19 protein-coding genes are annotated in these 23,473 nt (G+C 71.8%); 11 read left to right on the forward strand and 8 right to left on the reverse strand.

The features are described 5' to 3' along the window. Positions 1-269 precede the first annotated feature (269 nt). The 4 genes from ACGF5O_RS03010 to ACGF5O_RS03025 form a co-directional block, all read right to left on the reverse strand. A complete protein-coding gene (locus ACGF5O_RS03010) occupies positions 270-887 on the reverse strand; it encodes a Tat pathway signal sequence domain protein (protein ID WP_393808154.1) in 618 nt (205 codons plus the stop codon). Further along, complete coding sequence (locus ACGF5O_RS03015; RefSeq protein WP_393808155.1) at positions 884-1,303, reverse strand: hypothetical protein; 420 nt, start codon at positions 1,301-1,303, stop codon at positions 884-886. Before ACGF5O_RS03015 ends, ACGF5O_RS03010 begins: the two co-directional genes overlap by 4 nt. A 73-nt stretch (positions 1,304-1,376) precedes the next feature. After that, the gene (locus ACGF5O_RS03020; RefSeq protein WP_393808156.1) at positions 1,377-1,862 is read right to left on the reverse strand and encodes a PaaI family thioesterase; all 486 of its coding nucleotides are present in this window, start codon (positions 1,860-1,862) and stop codon (positions 1,377-1,379) included. An 88-nt stretch (positions 1,863-1,950) separates the two neighbouring features. After that, entirely contained in the window at positions 1,951-4,245 is a 2,295-nt protein-coding gene (locus ACGF5O_RS03025; RefSeq protein WP_393808157.1) for an FdhF/YdeP family oxidoreductase, read from the reverse strand. Positions 4,246-4,478: 233 nt separating this feature from the next. Here ACGF5O_RS03025 and polA point away from each other — a divergent pair, with 233 nt between their 5' ends. Together polA and ACGF5O_RS03035 are read left to right on the forward strand one after the other, a co-directional pair. After that, a complete protein-coding gene (polA, locus tag ACGF5O_RS03030) occupies positions 4,479-7,208 on the forward strand; it encodes a DNA polymerase I (RefSeq protein WP_393808158.1) in 2,730 nt (909 codons plus the stop codon). Between the two features lie 651 nt (positions 7,209-7,859). Then, positions 7,860-8,237 (forward strand): hypothetical protein, encoded by a 378-nt coding sequence (locus ACGF5O_RS03035; RefSeq protein ID WP_393808159.1) that lies wholly within the window; start codon positions 7,860-7,862, stop codon positions 8,235-8,237. On the opposite strand, the gene ACGF5O_RS03040 is transcribed toward ACGF5O_RS03035, so the two are convergent. Then, a complete protein-coding gene (locus ACGF5O_RS03040; protein ID WP_393808406.1) occupies positions 8,173-9,012 on the reverse strand; it encodes a DUF4184 family protein in 840 nt (279 codons plus the stop codon). The two genes, ACGF5O_RS03035 and ACGF5O_RS03040, sit on opposite strands and share 65 nt — an antisense overlap. A gap of 326 nt (positions 9,013-9,338) precedes the next feature. Between ACGF5O_RS03040 and ACGF5O_RS03045 the strand changes: the two genes are divergently transcribed. The 3 genes from ACGF5O_RS03045 to ACGF5O_RS03055 all read left to right on the forward strand — a co-directional run bounded on the left by ACGF5O_RS03045 (position 9,339) and on the right by ACGF5O_RS03055 (position 12,396). Next, positions 9,339-11,096 carry a lytic transglycosylase domain-containing protein gene (locus ACGF5O_RS03045; protein ID WP_393808160.1) on the forward strand — a complete coding sequence of 586 codons (1,758 nt, stop codon included), beginning with the start codon at positions 9,339-9,341 and terminating at the stop codon, positions 11,094-11,096. Between the two features lie 151 nt (positions 11,097-11,247). Further along, the gene (locus ACGF5O_RS03050; protein WP_362581481.1) at positions 11,248-11,382 is read left to right on the forward strand and encodes an SPW_0924 family protein; all 135 of its coding nucleotides are present in this window, start codon (positions 11,248-11,250) and stop codon (positions 11,380-11,382) included. 21 nt (positions 11,383-11,403) lie between these two features. Then, positions 11,404-12,396, forward strand: a complete 993-nt coding sequence (locus ACGF5O_RS03055) for a DUF3068 domain-containing protein (RefSeq protein WP_393808161.1) — start codon at positions 11,404-11,406, stop codon at positions 12,394-12,396. Here the strand turns inward: ACGF5O_RS03055 and hrpB are convergent. Both hrpB and ACGF5O_RS03065 read right to left on the reverse strand, forming a co-directional pair. After that, on the reverse strand, positions 12,386-14,893 hold the full coding sequence (hrpB, locus tag ACGF5O_RS03060) for an ATP-dependent helicase HrpB (RefSeq protein ID WP_393808162.1): 2,508 nt from the start codon (positions 14,891-14,893) through the stop codon (positions 12,386-12,388). The genes ACGF5O_RS03055 and hrpB overlap by 11 nt on opposite strands. A 105-nt stretch (positions 14,894-14,998) precedes the next feature. Further along, positions 14,999-15,847 (reverse strand): class I SAM-dependent methyltransferase, encoded by an 849-nt coding sequence (locus ACGF5O_RS03065; protein ID WP_393808407.1) that lies wholly within the window; start codon positions 15,845-15,847, stop codon positions 14,999-15,001. Between the two features lie 368 nt (positions 15,848-16,215). Between ACGF5O_RS03065 and rpsA the strand changes: the two genes are divergently transcribed. From rpsA to ACGF5O_RS03090, 5 genes are all read left to right on the forward strand, one after another. Further along, complete coding sequence (gene rpsA, locus ACGF5O_RS03070) at positions 16,216-17,712, forward strand: 30S ribosomal protein S1 (RefSeq protein WP_123977983.1); 1,497 nt, start codon at positions 16,216-16,218, stop codon at positions 17,710-17,712. A 357-nt stretch (positions 17,713-18,069) separates the two neighbouring features. Next, positions 18,070-19,596, forward strand: coding sequence for a flavin monoamine oxidase family protein (locus ACGF5O_RS03075; protein WP_393808408.1), 1,527 nt, complete (start codon positions 18,070-18,072; stop codon positions 19,594-19,596). A gap of 157 nt (positions 19,597-19,753) precedes the next feature. Beyond that, positions 19,754-20,692, forward strand: coding sequence for a PAC2 family protein (locus ACGF5O_RS03080; RefSeq protein ID WP_393808163.1), 939 nt, complete (start codon positions 19,754-19,756; stop codon positions 20,690-20,692). Between the two features lie 147 nt (positions 20,693-20,839). Next, a complete protein-coding gene (gene coaE / locus ACGF5O_RS03085; RefSeq protein ID WP_393808164.1) occupies positions 20,840-21,472 on the forward strand; it encodes a dephospho-CoA kinase in 633 nt (210 codons plus the stop codon). A gap of 50 nt (positions 21,473-21,522) precedes the next feature. Continuing rightward, entirely contained in the window at positions 21,523-21,909 is a 387-nt protein-coding gene (locus tag ACGF5O_RS03090; protein WP_393808165.1) for a tetratricopeptide repeat protein, read from the forward strand. Positions 21,910-22,161: 252 nt separating this feature from the next. Here ACGF5O_RS03090 and ACGF5O_RS03095 read toward each other — a convergent pair whose 3' ends face one another. After that, complete coding sequence (locus ACGF5O_RS03095; protein ID WP_393808166.1) at positions 22,162-22,461, reverse strand: DUF6343 family protein; 300 nt, start codon at positions 22,459-22,461, stop codon at positions 22,162-22,164. 65 nt (positions 22,462-22,526) lie between these two features. Here ACGF5O_RS03095 and ACGF5O_RS03100 point away from each other — a divergent pair, with 65 nt between their 5' ends. Next, positions 22,527-23,441 (forward strand): acyltransferase domain-containing protein, encoded by a 915-nt coding sequence (locus ACGF5O_RS03100; protein ID WP_393808167.1) that lies wholly within the window; start codon positions 22,527-22,529, stop codon positions 23,439-23,441. Positions 23,442-23,473: the final 32 nt, after the last annotated feature.

Below are 23,473 nucleotides of genomic sequence, written 5' to 3' on the forward strand. Positions count from 1 at the left end.
AAACGGTCGAGTCCCGCGCGTCTGGTTGAGGTAAGAATCCGGTGACGCCGTGACTGGCCGTGACTCTAGGCGGGCGCGGGGAATGTGGAGGAGGGTCTGACCCATGCTGTGACGCTCTTGTTATGACACGAGGTAATGCAGAGCGGTACACGGTGCGGAGAAGAGTGGAATTCAGGCCGATTCGCCCCGTCCGCATGCTGAGAACCCGCAGGACCCGCCGCCGTTGTATCAGGCGTCTCGGGAGTTTTGGTAGTTACCGGGATCGGTCGCTAACTGTTGCTACAGGCGACTTTCAAGGCGTGCGAGAGGTGCTGTGCGTAGCGGGACCCCAGGATGAAACTCTGTACTTGTATTGCACGGGTATTACGCAGAGTTACGTCCAGGAAAGGCAGTCCGGCATCCTTCGGAACCGTCGCGCAATCGGTCACATGCATCGTGATCGTGATCTCGCGGGGTGAGCCCGCTTTTGTCCGAAAGGGGGCGGGTGGCGACTCGGTCAGGGTGAGGCCGGCGTAGGGCTGGGTCACCCTGGGTACGGTGACCGGCGGCCCGTCCGTCACGGTCATGCGCACCGCGAAGCTGAAGCTGCGTGGCGGGGCACCCGGGGGAGTGGCCCGGCCGTCCAGGAAGGCGAACGCCACCGCCTGTGCGGGGTAAGGGACTTCGGGCGGCGCCGGCGTCGGTGGGTGCGGGCGGGTCGCGATCAGATAGCCGCCGCCGGCGAGGAGGGCGGCGGCCGCGGCGACGGCGAGGGCGCGGCGGCGGGCGGGGTGCGGGGGAGGGGAGACGGCCGCCTCGGGGGCGTCCGGTGCGTCCTGGGCCTGGGTGCCCTCTCCCGGTTCGACGGGGCCGATGCCGCTCGTTCCGCTCGTGCCGCCCATGCTCATTGCCAGGGGCCTCCCGTCGGTGTCCCGTTGCGGTAGCGCCCGGCGCAGGCGGCACGCGACCGACGGTCGATCAACCGGTAGGCGGCAGCGGCCCCTTGGTCGCGTTCCACGGCCCGTGCGGCGTCCACGACGGTCCGGAGGATCTCGTACTGCCCGTTGGACAGTCCCATCGACTGGTAGTCCCCGTAGGTGTCGCTGTCGAGCACCTCGCGCGACCAGTGGGCGACGATCGAGGCGCACAACTCGGCGGCGGAGGTCGTGGAAGGGGACGCGGAGGGAGGAGCGGCGGCGGGCGCGGAGGGTGTGGGGCCCGTCGAATCGCGATCGGGGGCACCGGGATCGCCGCAGCCGGTCAGCAGAGCGAGCCCGAGCACCAGTGCGGTCGGCCCGGGCAGGCCGCTTCCTCGCCGTCCCATGCCCCGAAATTACGGGGGCGGACGGCGGGGAGCAATGGCTTCGGTGCCCGGCGGGCCCCGGCTCGGGGCCGGGTCAGCTCCTGACCTCGGAGGGGAGCCTCGTGCCGTCGAGGTCCCGCAGCAGGCAGGTCAGGCGGGCCGTGCACACCCGCCGGCCCTCCTCGTCGCTGATCACGATCTCGTAGGTCGCCGTGGAACGCCCCCGGTGTACCGGCGTTGCCACGCCGGTGACCAGGCCGGAGCGGGCCCCGCGGTGATGCGTGCAGTTGAGGTCCACGCCGACCGCGATCTTCGAACTGCCGCCGTGCAGCATCGAACCGACCGAGCCCAGGGTCTCCGCCAGCACCGCGCTGGCACCGCCGTGCAGCAGCCCGTACGGCTGGGTGTTGCCCTCCACCGGCATGGTGCCGACGACCCGCTCCGCCGAGGCCTCCACGATCTGCACGCCCATGCGGTTGCCGAGGTGGCCCGCCGAGAACAGGGCCTGCAGGTCGACACCGAGCGCGGCGTACTCGTCGATGACCTCCTGCGGGAACTTCACGTGCTGCTGCTCGCCCATGGGCCGGCTCCGTTCGTCGTGCGGCTGTCTCCCTACTGAGCAAACGCTCAGTAGGCCGCCGATTCTTCCAGACGCGCTGAACAGGCGCTCAGACGGCGGCCGTCGGCCCCCGCACTCCGGCCTCCAGGCGGATCACCACGGACTTGCTGGCCGGCGTGTTGCTGGTGTCCGCGGTCGCGTCGAGCGGCACCAGCACGTTGGTCTCCGGGTAGTAGGCGGCCGCGCAGCCCCGGGAGGTCGGGTAGTACACCACCCGGAAGCCCGGCGCCCGGCGCTCCACGCCGTCCTTCCACTCGCCGACCAGGTCCACGTACGACCCGTCGGCCACGCCCAGCAGCCGCGCGTCCTCCGGGTGCACCAGGACCACCCGGCGGCCGTTCCTGATGCCCCGGTAGCGGTCGTCCAGGCCGTAGATCGTGGTGTTGTACTGGTCGTGCGAGCGCAGCGTCTGCAACAGCAGCCGCCCCTCGGGCAGTTCGGGGTACTCGACCGGGGCCGCCGTGAAGTTCGCCTTGCCGGTGGCCGTCGGGAAGCGCCGCTCGTCGCGCGGGGCGTGCGGGAGCGCGAAGCCGCCCGGGTGCGCCACGCGCGCGTTGAAGTCGTCGAAGCCGGGGATCACGCGCGCTATTCGGTCCCGGACCGTCGCGTAGTCCTTCTCGAACTCCTCCCACGGCGTACGGCTGTTCTCGCCGAGCACCCGGCGGGCCAGTCGGCAGACGATGGCCGGCTCCGACAGCAGGTGCGGACCTGCGGGCGCCAGGCGGCCCCGCGAGGCGTGCACCATGCCCATGGAGTCCTCGACGGTGACGAACTGCTCGCCGCTGCCCTGGAGATCGCGCTCGGTCCGGCCGAGCGTCGGCAGGATCAGCGCCCGCGCCCCCGTGACGACGTGTGAGCGGTTGAGCTTGGTCGACACGTGCACGGTCAGCCGGGCCCGCCGCATCGCCGCCTCGGTGACCTCCGTGTCGGGGGTCGCGGAGACGAAGTTGCCGCCCATGGCGAAGAAGACCTTCGCGTCGCCGTCGCGCAGCGCGCGGATGGCCCGGACCACGTCGAAGCCGTGCTCGCGCGGGGGCGCGAAGCCGAACTCCTTCTCCAGGGCGTCCAGGAAGGCCGGGGCCGGCCGCTCGAAGATGCCCATGGTGCGGTCGCCCTGCACGTTCGAATGGCCGCGGACCGGGCACACGCCCGCGCCGGTACGGCCGATGTTGCCGCGCAGCAGAAGGAAGTTGACGACCTCACGGATCGTCGGCACCGAGTGCTTGTGCTGGGTGAGCCCCATGGCCCAGCAGACGATGGTGCGCTCCGAGGCGAGCACCATGTCGAGGGTCTGCTCGATCTCCGCGCGGGTGAGTCCGGTCGCGGTGAGCGTCTCGTGCCAGTCGGCGGCGCGGGCGGCCTCCGCGAACTCCTCGAACCCGTGGGTGTGTTCGCGCACGAACTTCTCGTCGACCGCGCCCTCGGTCTCCAGTACGAGCTTGTTGAGGAGACGGAACAGGGCCTGGTCGCCGCCGATGCGGATCTGCAGGAACAGGTCGGTGAGGGCGGCGCCCTTCACCATGCCCTGGGGGGTCTGCGGGTTCTTGAACCGCTCCAGGCCGGCTTCCGGGAGCGGGTTGACACTGATGATCTTCGCGCCGTTGGCCTTGGCCTTCTCCAGCGCGGAGAGCATCCGGGGGTGGTTGGTGCCCGGGTTCTGCCCGGCCACGATGATCAGGTCGGCCTTGTACAGGTCCTCAAGGCTGACACTGCCCTTGCCGATGCCGATCGTCTCGCTCAGCGCCGAGCCCGAGGACTCGTGGCACATGTTGGAGCAGTCCGGCAGGTTGTTGGTGCCCAGCTCGCGCGCGAACAGCTGGTACAGGAACGCGGCCTCGTTGCTGGTCCGCCCCGAGGTGTAGAAGACCGCCTCGTCGGGGGAGGAGAGTGCCGCGATCTCCTCGCCGATGATGTCGAAGGCCTGCTCCCAGCCGACCGGCTCGTAGTGCTCGGCGCCCTCGGCGAGATACATGGGGTGGGTGAGCCGGCCCTGCTGGCCGAGCCAGTAGCCGCTGCGGTGGTGCAGGTCGGCGACCGAGTGCGCGGCGAAGAACTCGGGGGTCACCCGCCGCAGGGTCGCCTCCTCGGCCACCGCCTTCGCGCCGTTCTCGCAGAACTCGGCCGCGTGCCGGTGATCGGGCTCCGGCCAGGCGCAGCCGGGGCAGTCGAAGCCGTCCTTCTGGTTCACCCGCAGCAGCGTCAGCGCGGTGCGCTTCACGCCCATCTGCTGCTGGGCGATGCGCAGCGTGTGGCCGATGGCGGGCAGCCCCGCGGCCGCGTGCTTCGGCTCCGCCACCTGCGGGGCGTCCTGGACCGGGTCCTCCTTGGGCGGCTTCGTCGCCATCGCACGCTCTCCCTCTACGCCGGCACCACTGCCATGTGCACCCGATACTCGCACGCGCCACCGACAACCATCGAGCACGGGCGGCCGAGGAGGGAGCAGCGGAGGGAGCCGAGGAGAGGGGCGAGGAGGGAGTCGCGGAGAGAGGGGAACGGAACCGGTGTCCGACCGCCCGGGCCCGCCGCAACCCGAACCGTCGGCCCTCACTGTCAGTGCGGCGTGGCAGGATCGGGGGCGTGGCAGAGACAGCAGCGAAGCAGACCGACAAGACCCCCGGCGGCCCCCGTCCCCGGCTGATGCTCATGGACGGGCACTCGCTGGCGTACCGCGCGTTCTTCGCGCTGCCCGCGGAGAACTTCACGACCGCGACGGGGCAGCCGACGAACGCGATCTACGGCTTCGCGTCGATGCTGGCCAACACCCTGCGTGACGAGGCGCCCACGCACTTCGCGGTGGCGTTCGACGTCTCCCGCAAGACCTGGCGCTCCGCGGAGTTCACCGAGTACAAGGCGAACCGTTCGAAGACCCCGGACGAGTTCAAGGGCCAGGTCGAGCTGATCGGCGAGCTGCTCGACGCCATGCACGCGCAGCGCTTCGCCGTCGAGGGCTTCGAGGCCGACGACATCATCGCCACCCTCGCCACCCAGGCCGAGGCGGCGGGCTTCGACGTCCTGATCGTCACCGGCGACCGCGACTCCTTCCAGCTGGTCACCGAACACACCACGGTGCTCTACCCGACGAAGGGCGTCTCCGAGCTGACCCGGTTCACCCCGGAGAAGGTTTTCGAGAAGTACGGCTTGACGCCCGCCCAGTACCCCGACTTCGCGGCCCTGCGCGGCGACCCGTCCGACAACCTGCCCGGCATCCCGGGCGTCGGCGAGAAGACGGCCGCGAAGTGGATCAACCAGTTCGGCTCCTTCGCCGAGCTGGTGGAGCGCGTCGACGAGGTCAAGGGCAAGGCCGGCCAGAACCTCCGCGACCACCTGGAGTCCGTCAAGCTCAACCGCCGGCTCACCGAGCTGGAGCGCGCCGTGGAGCTGCCGAGGACGGTCGCCGAGCTGGAGCGCGCGCCGTACGACCGCAAGAACGTCGCGATGATCCTGGACACCCTGGAGATCCGCAACCCGTCGCTGCGCGAGCGGCTCTACGCCGTCGACCCCGGCGCCGAGGAGACCGAGTCGGCGCCGGTCGCCGAGGCGGGCGTGGAGGTGGACGGTTCCGTCCTCGGCACCGGCGAGCTGGCCGGCTGGCTGGCCGAGCACGGCACGGAGCAGCCGCTGGGCGTCGCCACCGTCGACACCTGGGCGCTCGGCACCGGTTCGGTCGCCGAGGTCGCGCTGGCCGCGGCCGGGGGACCGGCGGCCTGGTTCGACCCGGCGGAGCTGGACGAGGCTGACGAGAACGCGTGGGCGGCCTGGCTGGCCGACGCCGCCCGGCCCAAGGTCTTCCACAACGCCAAGGGCGCGATGCGGGTCTTCGCCGAGCACGGCTGGACCATCGAGGGCGTCACCATGGACACCGCGCTCGCCGCGTACCTGGTCAAGCCCGGCCGCCGCTCCTTCGACCTGGACGCGCTGTCCCTGGAGTACCTGCACCGCGAGCTGGCCCCGGCCGCCGCGGCCGACGGCCAGCTGGCGTTCGGCGCGGACGACGGCGCCGAGGCCGAGGCCCTGATGATCCAGGCCCGCGCGATCCTCGACCTCGGCGAGGCCTTCGAGGAGCGGCTCCAGGAGGTCGGCGCGGCGGACCTGCTCCGTGACATGGAGCTGCCCACCTCCGTCCTGCTCGCCCGGATGGAGCGGTACGGCATCGCGGCCGACCGCGCGCACCTGGAAGCGATGGAGCAGATGTTCGCGGGCGCGGTCCAGCAGGCGGTGAAGGAGGCGCACGCGGCGGCCGGCCACGAGTTCAACCTGGGCTCGCCCAAGCAGCTCCAGGAGGTCCTCTTCGGCGAACTGGCGCTCCCGAAGACGAAGAAGACCAAGACCGGCTACACCACCGACGCCGACGCGCTCGCCTGGCTCGCCGGCCAGACGGAGAACGAGCTGCCGGTGATCATGCTCCGGCACCGCGAGCAGGCCAAGCTGCGGGTCACGGTCGAGGGCCTGATCAAGACCGTCGCCGCCGACGCCCGCATCCACACGACGTTCAACCAGACCGTCGCCGCGACCGGCCGCCTCTCCTCCACCGACCCGAACCTCCAGAACATCCCGGTCCGCACCGACGAGGGCCGCGCGATCCGCCGTGGCTTCGTCGTCGGCGAGGGCTTCGAGTCGCTCATGACCGCCGACTACAGCCAGATCGAGCTGCGCGTCATGGCCCACCTCTCCGAGGACGAGGGCCTGATCGAGGCGTTCACCTCCGGGGAGGACCTGCACAACACGGTCGCCTCCCAGGTGTTCGACGTCGACCGCTCGGCCGTCGACGCGGAGATGCGCCGCAAGATCAAGGCGATGTCGTACGGCCTCGCGTACGGGCTCTCCGCCTTCGGCCTCTCCCAGCAGCTGAACATCGACGCGGGCGAGGCCCGGGCCCTGATGGACACGTACTTCGAGCGGTTCGGCGGGGTCCGCGACTACCTGCGCCGCGTCGTCGACGAGGCCCGCGCCACCGGCTACACGGCGACCCTCTTCGGCCGCCGCCGCTACCTCCCCGACCTCAACAGCGACAACCGGCAGCGCCGGGAGGCGGCCGAGCGGATGGCGCTCAACGCGCCCATCCAGGGCACGGCGGCGGACATCGTCAAGATCGCCATGCTCCGGGTGGACGGCGCGCTGCGCGAGGCGGACCTGAAGTCCCGCATGCTGCTCCAGGTCCACGACGAAATCGTCCTGGAGATCGCCCCCGGCGAGCGGGACCGGGTCGAGTCCGTCCTCCGCGACCAGATGTCCAACGCGGTCCACCTCCGGGCCCCTCTGGACGTCTCGGTGGGCGTCGGCCCGGACTGGGAGTCGGCGGCCCACTAGCGCCTCCGGCGAGCGCCGGCAGAGGGCGCGTTTCCGAGGCGGCCGCCAAAGGGCGTGTCTCCGAGGGGCCGACAGGAGGCGTGTTCCCGAGGGGCCGACAGGAGGCGTGTTTCCGAGGCGGTCGACAGAGGGCGCCGTTCCCCGATCCTGGTGGAGCGGCGCCGTCCCTTCTTGCGGTCCTGCGGCGACGGTGCCGTCGCCATCACCGCCTTCCGCCTCCGCCTTCCGCCTCCGCCTTCCGCCTCCGCCTTCCGCCTCCGCCCTCCTTCTCCGCCTTCCGCCTCCGCCCTCTGCCTCCGCCCTCTGCCTCCGTCCTCCGCCTCCGCCCTCTGCCTCCGTCCTCCGCCTCCGCCCTCCTCGTCTCCCTTTCTTCTCCTCTCTCGCTCCTTCTTCTTCGCCGCCCCCCTTCCTTTTCCTTTCTCCGCCGCAACGGTGCTCAGCCACGACGGCGGCCTCCGGCGGTGCCGGACCCGCCGGATGCGCATCGTTCGGCATCGCCGGAAAGCGCCGCTGGGGCTGCTCGCCGTTGCGGCGGAGAAAAGAGGGGGCGCTGGAGCGAGGGGAGCCGGAGTAAAAAAGGGGGCGCCGGCCCGTCACTCGCGTGGACCCCGTCAGAACGCCTCGGCTTCCGCCACCGGCAAGGATGCGGCCATGGGTATACGTATGGTTCACCGCCGGACGCCCCAGAGCAGGCCCCCGGCCAAGGCCCGTTCCGCCTCCGCCTCCGCCGAGGTCACGGCGTCCCCGTCGGCCCCGGCCCTGGCGGCCGGCGCCAGCTCTGCCCGCATCCCCGCCGACCTCGCCGTCACCGTGCGCCGAGCCGTCACCCGGCTCCGCCGCAGGCTCCGCGCCCGCCCCGGCCTGCGCCAGTGGTTCGACCTCGCCCGCAGCTACCTCGCGCTGCTCCTCACCGCGCTCCCCGGCCCCCGCCGCCCCCGCACCATGACCGTGTTCGTGGCGAGCCTCACCGAACGGCAGACGCGCTCCGCCGCACGCCGTCGGGCACCGGAGCCGGACGCCACACCCTGACCGCCACGGCGTACCCCAGAACCCCCGCCAGCAGCCCCGCGCCCGCTCCGAAGAGCACGGTGGGGAGCAGCTCCCAGGGCTTCGCCGTAGCCCCCCGGTACTCCCACCACCGCGTCGCCCGCTGCACCGCCGCGAGCAGGGGGCAGCCGGTGATCGCGGCGCCGGCCCAGCACCGGTCCCGCACCGACAGCAGCGGCACCCCCACCGGCTCCCCGGCCGGCGCCCGCCGTACCGCGCGGACCGCGAACACGGAGACCACGGCCGCACCGACCACCGAACTGCCGTACTGGAGCAGGGTGTACAGCGGCATGCCCGCGACGCTCCGGCCGATGGCCGGGATCAGCCGCGTCCCCCAGCGGTCGTGGTGCGTGAACGCGTCCCAGACGACGTGCGTGAGCCCGCCGGCCACGGCGGAGACGTACCACCACGCGGCGACCGGGAGCCCCGCACGCGCGCGTGGCGCCCCGCAGCGCAGCAGCGCGGCCACCCGCCCCTGCCGGGCCCGGGGCGCGAGGGCCACGAGGGGTTCCCGCACCAGCAGCCACAGCGCCACCAGCGCCCAGGCGAACAGCACGTCGACGGTGAGGACACCGGTGAAGGAGTGCGTGACATCGCCGAACTCCATCGCGTCCGGCACCGCGCTCGCCGCGTAGTAGGTGAGGTCGGGCGCGAAGGACCCCGCGACCAGCACCGCCGGCACCAGCCGCCCGCGCCCGGTCCCGTCGCCCCGCACGGCGGGCAGCACGGCGGCGGCATGGCTGAGAGTGAACGGCACCCGGGCCCCCTGGAGGAAGTCGTCGAAACGGTCGCCGGCCGTAGCGCCGAACAAGTGATCGCGTACGACAAGTATCCGCCACACCACCATCGTTCAACGGGGGATGGCCAACTGGTGAAAATCGGGCACCGCCGGGTGTCCGCGGAAGGGAAGTTGTCGTAGGGTCGCCTGGGTCGCCGCCCCGGCGTGCATGGCCGGATGCGCTACCTCATCACGCGAAAGAGGTAACAGGGGGCAACCACAGCACCGGGTCGACCGTCACACCAGGGGCGAGCGGACAGACGGAGACGGGCGCTCAGAAGGCGTCCATGGGAGGGGTTCACCTTATGGCGGCGCAATTCGGCAGGCGGCTGCGCAAGGGAGCGGCGACGACCGCCGCGGCCGCGTTGGCGGTGGCGGCTCTGTCCGCGTCCCAGGCACCGGGCGCCACGTCCGGAGACACGGGCAGACAGGCCAACGCCGGTGCCAGCACCTCCGCGCCGGACGGATCCGGGGCCGCCGACGGCGCCACCGGCAACTCGCCGTACTACACGGACCTGCCGCCGCTCAACAGCCCCAACCCCAGCGCGAGCCCCTCGGCCTCCGCGCCGAGCATCGGCACCGCCGTCTCCCGCGGCGCGGCCGAGGCCGGCATCCCCGCCACCGTCCTCGACGCCTACAAGAAGGCCGAGGCGGAGCTGCGTAGTTCCAAGCCGGGTTGCAACCTGCCCTGGCAGCTGCTCGCCGCCATCGGCAAGGTCGAGTCCGGCCAGGCCCGCGGCGGTGACGTCGACGCCGAGGGCAACACCCTGCACCGGATCCTCGGCCCCGAGCTCGACGGCAACGGCTTCGCGCTCATCAAGGACACCGACGGCGGCCAGTACGACGGCAACAGCCAGTACGACCAGGCCGTCGGCCCCATGCAGTTCATCCCCTCGACCTGGGCGTGGGCCGGCCGCGACGGCAACGGCGACGGCGTCAAGGACCCCAACAACGTCTACGACGCGGCGCTCGCCGCCGGCCACTACCTGTGCCGCTACGGCTGGGACCTGTCCGTCCAGGCCGACATGAACAGCGCGATCCTCAGCTACAACAACTCGCAGGACTACCTCAACCTGGTGCTGTCCTGGTACGAGTTCTACCGCAAGGGCACCCACTCGGTCCCGAACGGCACGGGAACGCTGCCCACGCACCGCAGCGACGGCTCGACCGGCTCCGGCGGTTCCGGTTCCGGTTCCGACGGCTCCACGACGAAGCCGACCACCAGCACGCCGAAGCCCACCGAGCCCACGCCGAGCACCCCGAGCACGACGCCGACCGTGCCGCCCACGGCCACCGACACCGTGGACCACCTGGAGGACGCGGGCACCGCCACGCTCACGGCGATGGCAGGCGACGCGTTCGGCAAGCAGATCAGCACGCGCGCGGAGACCAAGGCCGGCCGGACCGTCGCCAAGGTCCGGGTCCGCTTCACCATCGTCGGGGACACGGACGCGACCTTCAGCGGCGGCGAGGACACCGCCACGGTCACCACCGACAGCAAGGGCGTCGCCGTCGCGCCGGCGCTCCAGGCGGGCGAGAAGACCGGCGACTTCACGGTCCACGCGAGCGTGGTCGGCCGCACGGTCAAGGGCGTCGACTACGACGCGACCGTCACCGCGCGCGCCGCCGACACCCTCGCCCTCGTCAACACCACGGCGCTGACCTGCACCCCGGGCGGCGAGTTCGCCGACCAGGTGCAGACGAAGGCCACCTACCAGGGCGCCGTCGCCGACAAGGTCGCCGCCACCGCCACGCTGGTCAAGTCGGCGGACGACCCGAGCGAGAACGACAAGGGCCCGTACTTCAAGGACGCGAACGGCAACGCCGTCCGCACCCTCACGGACCTCCAGACGGACGCGGACGGCCTGCTCACGCTGCCCAAGCTGTACGCGGACGACACCACCGGCACGTTCCTGCTGCGCATCACCACCACCGGTGGCGCCACGCTCACCGTCGAGCTGACCGTCGCCGCGGCCGACTCCTCGTCGAGCCCGTCGCCGAGCGCCTCCGCCTCCGCGTCGGCCTCCTCCTCCGCCTCCCCGAGCGCCTCCGCCTCCTCCTGATCCACCGTCGCACGACCACCAGGGCGCCCTCCCGCCGACGCGGGACGGCGCCCTCGTCGTCGTACGACCTGTTCTCATCTCACCCTCCCGTTGCTACCGTGCCCGGACCTGACGATCCATCAGGAAGTCGTCGGCCGTAGGGAGGCCCCGCATGCGCGCCCTGATCGCCGCCGCGAGCGGTCTCGTCCTCGCGGTCGTCCTGGTCGTGACGATCAGCGCCGTGGGGTCGCCGGACGGAAGGACGTCCCCCAAGCCGCTGCTCACCACGGTGCCGTCCCACCCGTAACCGCCGCCCCGGGAGGCCGAGATGCGCCGCAAGGCCAGTCTGGTCCTGCTCGCCTGTGCCGTGTTCTTCGCCGCGCTGTCCCCGCTGCTGCGCTGGTACGCCTTCCCGCGGCTCGCCAAGATCCCGGCGAACCAGTACCAGGACATGGTCCTGGTGGCGAAGAACGCCACGCTCCTCGACTACGGCACCATGACGGCGAAGAAGGTCCCCCAGGTCACCATCGTGCAGACCCTCAAGGGGAACGTGGAGGCGGCGAAGAAGATCGAGAAGACGGCGGGCCGGGACGTCGTCGTCTGGGACGGCCTCTCCTACGTCCAGGGACCCGACGGCAAGATGGTCTCCGAGATCCCCGAGCGCTACATCTTCGACGCCCACAGCCAGGAACCCGTGCACGCCACCGGCGAGATGGTCGACGGCGACCCGGTGACCCGGGACGGCATCGAGTTCAAGTTCCCGTTCCTCACCGAGAAGCGGGACTACGAGTACTTCGACGCGCAGACCCGCACCACCAACCCCATCCACTACAAGGGGACGCAGACCTTCCGGGGCGTCAAGGTCTACTACTTCGAGCAGACCATCCCGTGGACCAAGGTCCCCATGCCCAAGAAGATGCCGGTGCAGGGCATCACCCCGGAGACCGTGGCCAAGACCGGCACCACCCGCTGGTACACCACCGTCCGCAAGTTCTGGGTCGAACCGGCCACCGGGGCACCCGTCTACGGCGAGGAGATCCACAAGGAGGAGCTGTGCGGCGGCACCCTGCTCGGCGGCCGTGCCAAGGTGACGGCCTTCGCCGGCGACGTGAAGATGCGCGAGGACTACATCGAGAGCACGGTCGCCCTGGTCAAGCACAACCGCACCCTCGTCCTGCTGCTGACCTCCTACCTGCCCTGGGGGTTCCTCTCCCTCGGCATCGCGCTGCTCGCCCTCTCCCTCTACCTGGAGGCCCGCAGCCGCCGCCCGGCCGATCCCGAGCCGGTCGACTCCTCGGTCCCGGAGCCGGTCAGCGTCTGAGCCGCGCGTTGGTGTGCCGGGTGGGCTCGGCCGTGGCGGGATCCTCGGGCCAGGGATGCTTCGGGTACCGCCCGCGCAGCTCGGCCCGTACGCCCCTGTAGCCGTCCTGCCAGAACGAGGCGAGGTCGGCGGTGACCGCGGCGGGCCGCCCGGCGGGGGACAGCAGATGCACGAGCACCGGCACCCCGGCCACGGCGGGCGACTCCTGCAGGCCGAACATCTCCTGCAACTTCACGGCGAGCACCGGCTGTTCGGGGTTCGCGTAGTCGACCCGGATCCGCGACCCGCTCGGTACGGCGATCCGCTCCGGCGCCAGCTCGTCGAGCCGTCCCGCCTCCCCGCCCGCCCATGGCAGCAGCCGCCGCAGCGCCTCCCCGGCGTCGATCCGGCCGAGATCGGCCCGCCGCCGGGCCCGGCCGAGCTCCGGCTCCAGCCATTCGTCCACGCGCGCGTGGAGCGCGTCGTCGGAGACGTCGGGCCAGGGCTCCCCGAGGTGCAGCCGGAGGAAGGCGAGGCGTTGCCGCAGTACGGCCGCGTCGGGCGTCCACCGCAGCAGGCCGAGCCCTTCGCGCCGCAGCCCGTCGAGCAGTGCGTCGCGTACGAGTGCCGGGTCGGCGTCCCGCAACGGCCGCACCGTCAGCTCGATCGCCCCGAGCCGCTCCACCCGCCGCGCGACGACGTCCCCGTCGGCCCAGCGGACCTCCTGGTCCTCCGCGTACAGCGGGGCCGCCGCCGACCTGGCCGTGTCCTCGTCGACCACCGCGGCGAGCCGCACGCGCGCGTGCCCGCTGCCGACCGGGCGGTCCGCCACCGCCACGGCGATCCACGGCGCGCCGCGCAGCGGGCTGCCGTCGGCGAGCTCGGCCCGGGTCCCGGAGGCCATCAGGTACGACCCTCCGTCTGCCCTGGCGACCCGCTCGGGGAAGGCGAGGGCGGCGACACGTCCCACGGCGCGGTCGTCCACACCGGCCGCAGAGGTGCCCTGGCCGTCCACGCCGGCCGCCGAGGTCCCCTCTCTGTCCGCCCGGAGCCGCCGTACCTCCGCGAGCCAGCGCCCTGCATAGGCGTCTCCGCCCCGCCGGGCGGTGCGCAGCGCGGCCGCCAGATCGTCCCCGTACTCCCGCGGCGGCTCCTCGCTCAGCAGCGCGACCGCCTCCGCACCTCCGCCCGGGGTGTCCAGCAGCGCCCGTCCCAGCCGCGGATGCACCCCCAGCCGGGCCAGCCGTACCCCCCGTTCCGTCGCCCGTCCGGCGGAGTCGACCGCACCGATCGCCGTCAGCACCTCCCGGGCCGCCGCCATCGCCCCGGCCGGCGGCGGGTCGAGCAGCGCCAGTCCCGAGGCCCCCGGATCGCCCCAGCAGGCCGCCTGGAGGGCGAACGCGGTCAGATCGGCCACCCTGATCTCCGGGGCCGGAAAAGCCGTCAGCCGAGCGTCCTCGGCCTCGGACCAGCACCGGTACACCGCCCCCGGCGCCTCCCGCCCGGCCCGCCCGGCCCGCTGCCGACCGGCGGCGCGGGACGCCCGTACCGTCGCCAGCGCACTCAGCCCGCGCGCGTGGTCCACCCGCGGCTCCCGCGCGAGCCCCGAATCGACGACCACCCGCACCCCGGGGACGGTGAGCGAGGACTCGGCGACCGCGGTCGCCAGCACCACCCGGCGGCGCGCCCCGGGCGCCAGCACCGCGTCCTGCACGGAGGCCGGCGCCCTGCCGTGCACCTGGAGCACCTCCACGTCCCCCAGGTCACCCAGCCGGCCGGCCACCCGCGCGATCTCGCCCACGCCGGGCAGGAAGCACAGCACGTCCCCGTCCCGCTCGGTCAGGGCCCGCCGCACCACCGACCCCACATGGGCGAGCAACGCCGGGTCGACCCGCATCCCGTGCGGTGGCCGCACCGGACGCGCCGGCGGCACCCACACCGTCTCCACGGGGTACGAGACACCGGCCGCCTCGGCCACCGGCGCCCCGCCCAGCAGCCGCGACCACCCCTGCGCGTCCGTCGTCGCCGACGCGGCCACCAGGCGCAGCTCCGGCCGCAGGGTCTCCCGCACGTCGCAGAGGAAGGCCGCCACCGTGTCGGCGTCCAGATGGCGCTCGTGGCACTCGTCGAGGATCACGACGTCGACGCCGGACAGTTCCTGGTCGCGTTGCAGACGCTGCAACAGCACACCGGTCGTGACGACCTCCACGCGCGCGTGCCGGCCCACGACCCGCTCGCCGCGCACGGTGTAGCCGACGCTCCGCCCGACCTGCTCGCCGAGCAGCCAGGCCATCCGGCGGGCCGCCGCGCGGGCGGCGATCCGGCGCGGCTCGGCCACCACCACCCGCCGCGCCGGCCCCTCGCCGAGCAGCCCGGCCAGCGCCAGCGGCACCAGCGTCGTCTTGCCGGTGCCGGGCGGTGCCACCAGGACGGCGGTGCCGTGCCCGTCCAGGGCGTCGCGCAGACCGGGCAGGGCCTCCCGCACGGGGAGCGCGTCCAGGGCGTCGTAACGGATCACGCCCCTAGTGTCGTACGCGACCGAAAGCGCCCTTCACGCGCGCGTGTCCTTACGGCCTCACGCGCGCGTGCCGTTCCAGAGGCGTTCGGTCGCGTCCCGGGACGTTCAGTCGCGCTCGCACACGAAGATCGCCGTCCCGGGGATCAGACCGCCCCGCAGCGGGGACCAGCCACCCCATTCGGACGTGTTCCAGGCCGGCCATTCCGGCTCCACCAGGTCGACGAGCCGGAAACCCGAGGCGGCGATGTCCCGGACCCGGTCGCCGAGCGTGCGGTGGTGCTCGACGTAGACCGCGTGGCCGTCCTCGTCCTGCTCGACGTACGGCGTCCGGTCGAAGTAGGAGGACGAGACCGAGAGCCCCTCGGGGCCGGGCTCGTCCGGGAACGCCCAGCGGATCGGGTGCGTCACCGAGAAGACGAACCGCCCGCCGGGACGCAGCACGCGGCGCGCCTCGCGCAGCACCAGACGCGGATCGGCGACGAAGGGGAGCGCCCCGTACGCCGAGCACACCAGGTCGAAGGAGGCGTCCGCGAAGGGCAGCGCGCCCGCGTCCGCACAGACCAGCGGAAACGATCCGCCGATGCGCAGCGCGTGCTGGAGCTGGCGGTGCGAGAGGTCCAGGGCGACCGGCCGGGCCCCCTGGGCGGCCAGCCAGCGCGCGCACTGGGCCGCGCCGGCGCCGATCTCCAGGACGTCCTTGCCCTTCAGCTCCTCCGGCGGGCCGAGCAGCTCCGCCTCCACCTCGTCGAGGCCCTCGGGACCCCATACGAAACGGTCGTCGCCGAGGAACGTGCCGTGCTCGACCTGGTACTCGTCGGCGTTGCGGTCCCACCAGCCGCGGTTGGCCCGGCTGCTCTCCGCGACCCCGGCGGCACGCCGGGTGGCTTCGGGTTCGGCCTCGGCGCCGGCCGTCGCACCGGCCTCTTCCTGGTCGAACGAATCGGGCTCTTGGATGATCGGCTCCCTCGTCGTACTCTTCCGTGCAACCCGTCGGCGGGTGTGTCACGGAGGGGGTCTCTCAGGCGTGCGTGGCCTGGTGGGACGTTTCTTGTGCCGGGTATGCGGTGTTCCGCCCCGGGTGTGCGCCTTCGCGCATTGACCCTGCCCGGCTGCCCCCGTATGCTACAAGTTGCGCTGCGGGCCTGCGCACCTCAGACGTAGCAGGCTGCGCTCGCATCTGTATGTATGTCCCCTCGGTTGTCGAGGCGTCACCAGTGTTTCGGGTGGCGCTTCCCAGGCTGTCCGGCTTCTGCAGAGCGAAACAGGCTCCCGGCGTAAGCAGTACCTACGACTTCAATGTCCGTACCGGAGCCCTTTCTCACATGACGAGCAGCACCGAGACCACCGCCACCACCCCGCAGGTAGCGGTCAACGACATCGGTAACGAGGAAGCCTTCCTCGCCGCGATCGACGAGACGATCAAGTACTTCAACGACGGCGACATCGTCGACGGCGTCATCGTGAAGGTCGACCGGGACGAGGTCCTGCTCGACATCGGTTACAAGACCGAAGGTGTCATCCCGAGCCGCGAGCTCTCGATCAAGCACGATGTCGACCCCAACGAGGTCGTCGCCGTCGGTGACGAGATCGAAGCCCTTGTTCTCCAGAAGGAGGACAAGGAAGGCCGCCTGATCCTCTCGAAGAAGCGCGCCCAGTACGAGCGTGCCTGGGGCACCATCGAGAAGATCAAGGAAGAGGACGGCATCGTCACCGGTACCGTCATCGAGGTCGTCAAGGGTGGTCTCATCCTCGACATCGGCCTCCGCGGCTTCCTCCCGGCCTCCCTGGTGGAGATGCGCCGCGTCCGCGACCTCCAGCCCTACGTGGGCAAGGAGCTCGAGGCGAAGATCATCGAGCTGGACAAGAACCGCAACAACGTGGTCCTGTCCCGCCGTGCCTGGCTGGAGCAGACCCAGTCCGAGGTCCGCCAGACGTTCCTCACGACCCTCCAGAAGGGTCAGGTCCGTTCCGGTGTGGTCTCCTCGATCGTCAACTTCGGTGCCTTCGTGGACCTGGGTGGCGTCGACGGTCTGGTCCACGTCTCCGAGCTGTCCTGGAAGCACATCGACCACCCGTCCGAGGTTGTCGAGGTCGGCCAGGAAGTCACCGTCGAGGTCCTCGACGTCGACATGGACCGCGAGCGCGTCTCCCTGTCGCTGAAGGCGACCCAGGAAGACCCGTGGCAGCAGTTCGCCCGGACCCACCAGATCGGTCAGGTCGTCCCGGGTAAGGTCACCAAGCTGGTTCCGTTCGGTGCGTTCGTCCGCGTGGACGAGGGCATCGAGGGTCTGGTCCACATCTCCGAGCTGGCCGAGCGCCACGTGGAGATCCCGGAGCAGGTCGTCCAGGTCAACGACGAGATCTTCGTCAAGGTCATCGACATCGACCTCGAGCGCCGCCGCATCAGCCTCTCGCTGAAGCAGGCCAACGAGGCCTTCGGTGCCGACCCGGCCACGGTCGAGTTCGACCCGACCCTGTACGGCATGGCCGCGTCCTACGACGACCAGGGCAACTACATCTACCCCGAGGGCTTCGACCCCGAGACCAACGACTGGCTCGAGGGCTACGAGACCCAGCGCGAGGCGTGGGAGCACCAGTACGCCGAGGCGCAGCAGCGCTTCGAGCAGCACCAGCAGCAGGTCATCAAGAGCCGCGAGGCCGACGCTGCCGCTGCCGAGGAGGGTGGCGACGCCGCGGGTGCCGCTCCGGCCGCCGGTGGCGGTTCGTACTCATCCGAGGGTGCCGACACCTCCGGTGCGCTGGCTTCGGACGAGGCGCTTGCCGCGCTTCGCGAGAAGCTCGCGGGCGGCCAGAGCTGATCGCTCGCCGCTGGGCTTAGCCGATAGCTGAGGGACCGCACCTTTCGAGGTGCGGTCCCTCGGTTTTTTTTGGGGGGGTGCGCGTTTGTGTGTTCGTGCCGGCTTGTTGTGGCTGATCGCGCAGTTCCCCGGGCCCCTGGAGGAAGTTGGCCGTGCCGCCCGCCGCAACGGCCCCCTCCGTAGAAATGTGTGCGATACACGAGTAACCGCTGTGCCGTAACGCGGCGCTGGGACGCTTCCCCGGTCTTCGTTCAAGATCGGAAGGGGAGTCGCGACATGACACAGCCTCAGTACGGGTCGGGGACGAGTCGGCGGTCGTTTCTGAGAAACGTCGGTCTCACCGGTGGCGCCGGCGCCATGTTCGCCACCATGGGAGCGCTCGGACTCGCTCCCACCGCCCAGGCCGCCCAGCGCGAACAGCCCTTCCGGCCGCTCAGCGCCGGCGACTTCACCCTCACCGGGCGCGCCGCGGCCAAGGTCGTCATCCTCGGCGGCGGCATCGCCGGCCTCGCGACCGCCTACGAACTCGGCAAAGCCGGCTACGACTGTACGATCCTGGAGGCCCGGGACCGCACCGGCGGACGCAACTTCACCGTGCGCGGCGGCGACTCCACCACCGACCTCTACGGCAACACGCAGACCGCGCGGTTCGCCGACGGCCACTACATGAACGCCGGCCCGGCCCGGATCCCGCAGTGGATGATCACCCTCGACTACTGTCGCGAACTCGGCGTCCCCATCCAGGTGTTCACGAACGTCAACGCCGACGCCTACCTCTACAACGAGTCCGCCGGCATGACGAAGCCGGAGCGGTACCGCACCGCCAAGGCCGACGTGTACGGCTACGTCTCGGAGTTGCTCGCCAAAGCCACGAACAAGGGCGCGCTGGACAAGGAGTTGACGGCCACCGACCAGGAGCGGCTCGTCGAGTTCCTCAAGGACTGGGGCGAACTCGGCGACAAGCTGACGTACGAGGGCGGTGAGCGGCGCGGTTACACGACCGTGCCGGCCGCCGCCGGCACCCCCGGAGTGCTCCTCGGCGACGTCCCGACCGCCTCCGCGGTGCTCGCGAGCGGGGTCGGGCGCTACTTCTCGTTCGAGTTCGGCTTCGACCAGGCCATGCTGATGTTCCAGCCGGTCGGCGGCATGGACCAGATACCGAAGGCGCTCACCCGGGCGATAGGCGACCGGCGCATACGGACCGGAGCCGTCGTCTCCAGGATCACCGACACCGGGCACGGCGTCACCGTGACGTACACCCAGGGCGGCCGTGCCAAGGCCGTCGAGGCCGACTACTGCGTGGCCGCCATGCCGCCCAACATCCTCGCCAAGGTGCCGCACAACCTGGGCGCCGGAGTGCAGAGCGCCCTGGAGGCCGTCACCCCGTCGTCGGCCGCCAAGATCGGCCTCGAATACCGTTCCCGCTGGTGGGAACTGGACCACCGCATCTACGGCGGCATCACCGAGACCGACCAGGACGTCACCCACATCTGGCACCCCTCGTACGGCTTCCACGGCGAACGGGGCGTTCTCATCGGCTACTACAACTACGACGACGACGCCGACTCCTACGCCAGGCTCACCCCGGCCCAGCGCGAAGCGCGCGCGGTCGCGGCCGGCGTGAAGATCTACGGCGACAAGTACCGCACCGAACTCGCCTCCTCCTTCTCCCACCACTGGCGCCAGACGCCCCACCTGGAGGCTGCCTGGCACGACACCCCCGGCGGCCCCGACGACGCGCGCTACAAGTCCCTGAACGAGCCGGCCGGCCGGGTCTCGTTCGCCGGTGACTGGCTCAGCTACACGGACGCCTGGCAGCACGGCGCGTTCAGCTCGGCACGCAGGGCGGTGACCGCGCTGCACGCGCGCGTGCTGGCCTCCTGACCCCGGCACGCGCGCGTGAGTGCGTCCGTACCGGACCGCTCACGCGTGCGTGCACCCTCATGAGAAGGCGGTGAGAGGCGCCTGTTCGGGGTTCCGGCGGGAATGCCTGTGGTCAGTGTCGCGTTGTCCCGTACGAACACGAGGAGGAGCGGTCACAGTGCTTGATCCGCAGGGTTTGTACGCATGGGAGCCGAAGGGGCTGGCGGTCGTCGACATGGCGCTGGCCCAGGAGTCGGCCGGTCTTGTCATGCTCTACCACTTCGACGGATACATCGACGCGGGTGAGACCGGCGACCAGATCGTCGACCGGCTCCTCGACTCGCTGCCCCACCAGGTCGTCGCCCGCTTCGACCACGACCGGCTCGTGGACTACCGGGCACGTCGCCCGCTGCTGACCTTCAAGCGGGACCGCTGGACCGAGTACGAGGAGCCCAGCATCGAGGTCCGCCTCGTCCAGGACGCCACCGGCGCCCCCTTCCTGCTGCTCTCCGGCCCCGAGCCCGACGTCGAGTGGGAGCGCTTCGCCGCCGCCGTGCAGCAGATCGTGGAGCGGCTCGGCGTCCGCCTGTCCGTGAACTTCCACGGCATCCCCATGGGCGTCCCGCACACCCGCCCGGTCGGCCTCACCCCGCACGGCAACCGCACCGACCTGGTCCCCGGACACCGCAGCCCCTTCGACGAGGCCCAGGTGCCCGGCAGCGCCGAGTCCCTGCTTGAGTTCCGCCTCATGGAGGCCGGACACGACGTCCTGGGCGTCGCCGCGCACGTGCCGCACTACATCGCCCGCTCGCCCTACCCGGACGCCGCCCTGACCGTCCTGGAGTCCGTCACGGCCGCGACCGGCCTGGTCCTCCCGGGCATCGCGCACGCCCTGCGCACGGAGGCGCACCGCACCCAGACCGAGATCGACAGCCAGATCCAGGAGGGCGACGAGGAGCTCACCGCCCTCGTACAGGGCCTTGAGCACCAGTACGACGCGGCCGCGGGCGCCGAGACCCGGGGCAACATGCTCGCCGAGCCGGTGGAGATCCCCTCGGCGGACGAGATCGGCCTCGAGTTCGAGCGCTTCCTCGCGGAGCGGGAGGGCGACAATTAGGGCGCCGTCCAGGGCGACAACCAGGGAGACGACCGAGGCCCGCCCACTCGTGAACACGCACCGGCCGGAGCGCGGCGCCCCGGCCGGTGTCTCGGCGAGCGGGCCCTGTCACGGCCGGTGCCGGTGGCAGGGCCTAAGCTTCGGGGCATGCTGAAAGTTGGCCTCACCGGCGGCATCGGCGCCGGCAAGAGCGAGGTGTCGCGGCTGCTCGTCGGGCACGGCGCGGTGCTGATCGACGCGGACCGCATCGCGCGGGAGGTCGTCGCGCCCGGGACCCCCGGTCTGGCGGCCGTGGCCGAGGCCTTCGGCCCGGAGGTGCTGGCCGCCGACGGCAGCCTGGACCGGCCGAAGCTCGGCTCGATCGTCTTCGCCGACCCCGAGCGGCTCGCCGTACTGAACTCGATCGTGCACCCCCTCGTCGGGGTCCGCTCCCGCGAACTGGAGAGCGGGGCCGCCGCCGACGCCGTGGTCGTCCACGACGTCCCGCTCCTCGCGGAGAACGGCCTCGCGCGGCTCTACGACGTGGTGGTCGTCGTGGACGCCGCCCCCGAAACCCAGCTGGACCGGCTGACACGGCTGCGCGGGATGACCGAGGACGACGCGCGCGCCCGCATGGCCGCGCAGGCCACGCGCGAGAAACGCCTGGAGATCGCGGACATCGTGATCGACAACGACGTCCCCCTGGAGGTGCTCCGGGAGCGCGTCGGGGAGGTGTGGGCCGACCTGGTGCGCCGCGCGCAGGAGTCCGGTGCGAGCGAGCGGAATGCGTCTTCGAAATAGCGGGCACGCGTCCGGGCGTTGAACCGCTTCAGTGAGGGAAGGACTTTGCCGTGCCCGAGACCAGCGGTTCGACCGGACGTACTCCGGAGACGCATGTCATCGACTTCCGTGCCGCCGAGCAACTGCTCAACGCACGGGACCCGCGGGGCGCGGTGAAGCTGCTCGACGGAGTGATCGCCGCGCACCCCGAGAACACCGCCGCCCGGCTGCTGCGCGCGCGGGCCTTCTTCGCCGCCGCGCAACTGCGCCCCGCCGAACTGGAGTTCACCATCGTCCTGGAGCGGGAGCCGGACAACGCGTTCGCCCACTTCGCGCTCGCCCGCACCTACCAGCGCCAGGGCCGCGCCGACCTCGCGATACGCCACTTCCGGCTGGCGGCCGCCCTGGACCCGAACCCGGAGTACCTGAAGGCCGCCCGCTTCGACAGCGGCGCGTGAGCCGACGGAGCGTGAGCCCGCGGCGCGAGAGCCCGCGGCGCGTGAGCCCGCGGCGCGTGAGCCCGCGGCGCGTGAGCCCGCGGCGCGTGAGCCCGCGGCGCGTGAGCCCGCGGCGCGTGAGCCCGCGGTGTGTGAGCCCGCGGCGCGAGAGCCTGCGGTGTGTGAGCCCGCGGTGTGTGAGCCCGCGGCGCGAGAGCCCGCGGCGCGAGAGCGTGCGGTGTGTGACGCGACCGGGCGTGTCCGGATGCTGCCTCATGGGTGGCCGTGCTGCGGCGGGCGCCGGAACGGCGGCGGGCGGGTGTCCGCGGGCCGGTACGGCGGCACATCCCGGCCCGGCTGGTAGTGCGGACCCTGCCGGATGTGCCTGAGAATCATGGCCATGTCGACGGTGGCCACCAGCCACAGCACCCCACAGGCGGCGGCCCAGCCGGGACGCCCGACCAGCGCGAACGCTGCGGTGCCGAAAATGGCCCAGACCAGCCCCCACACGCTCAGCCACAACCGCGCTCGCAGCGCACTGCGGGCGGTCACCGGTTCACTGCCCGTACGCATCCCGGATCACCATTCCTGTCTGCAACGTACTCCTCGACCGGACGTTCACCAAGGGGGACCTCGCCGTGCTGCCGGACGCCGCCGACCTGCCCGACCTGCTCCTCGACCTCGCCGTGCCGCACGAGGACATCAACGAGGTGGTGGCACTGAGACGGGCTGTGACCGCCGACCCCGGACTGCGGCGGCTGCTGGAAGAGGGCGCCGAGGACGTGACCGGCGCCGTCCGGGAGGTGGACGACCCGGCAGGGCTCGGTGACCGGGCCGCCCAGGCGCCGGCCGCCCTCGGCGAGTACTTCCTCGTGTACGTCTTCCTCACGGCGGCGCCGCACGTCCGCGCGGTGCACCGGGCCCGCGGCATTCCCGACGACGTCTCCCGCCACACGCTCGCCGACCTCGGCCGGGGCATGGCACTGCACCGCCGGCGGTACGGCACGGGAGGGCTGGGCGTACGCCAGGCGCACTGGCTCACCCGGCACTTCTGCGGGCGGCTCTACCAGCTGGGACGGCTGCAGTACGAGCGGACGGCACTCGGAGAGCGCACGGCGCGGGCGATCGGATCGGCCGGTACCGAGGTCACCGGCGGTGAGCCCTCCCTGGACCTGCACATCCCCGACTTCCTCGGGCCGCTCACCCCGGTCGCCTGCGACCGCTCCCTGGACCATGCCCGTGAGTTCTTCGCGCGGCACTTCCCCGAGGAGCCCCACGCCGTCGCGACCTGCCACTCCTGGCTGCTCGACCCGCAGTTGCGCCGGTACCTCCCGGCGGACTCCAACATCGTCCGGTTCCAGGAGCGGTTCCGCCCCGGGTGGCAGGACCCGGAGCCGGCCGACACCACACCGGTCGGCTTCGTCTTCGGCGACCCGGACCTGCCGGTGCCGGACCTGCCCCGGCGGACGTCGGTGGAGCGGATGGTCGGCGACCATCTGCGGGCGGGCGGCCACTGGTACGTCGGGCACGGATGGTTCCCGTGGGACCAGTGACGACCGCCAACCGCGCCCTTCCGCAGGAAAGT

Source organism: Streptomyces sp. NPDC048291, from assembly GCF_043201715.1.
Lineage (GTDB): Bacteria > Actinomycetota > Actinomycetes > Streptomycetales > Streptomycetaceae > Streptomyces.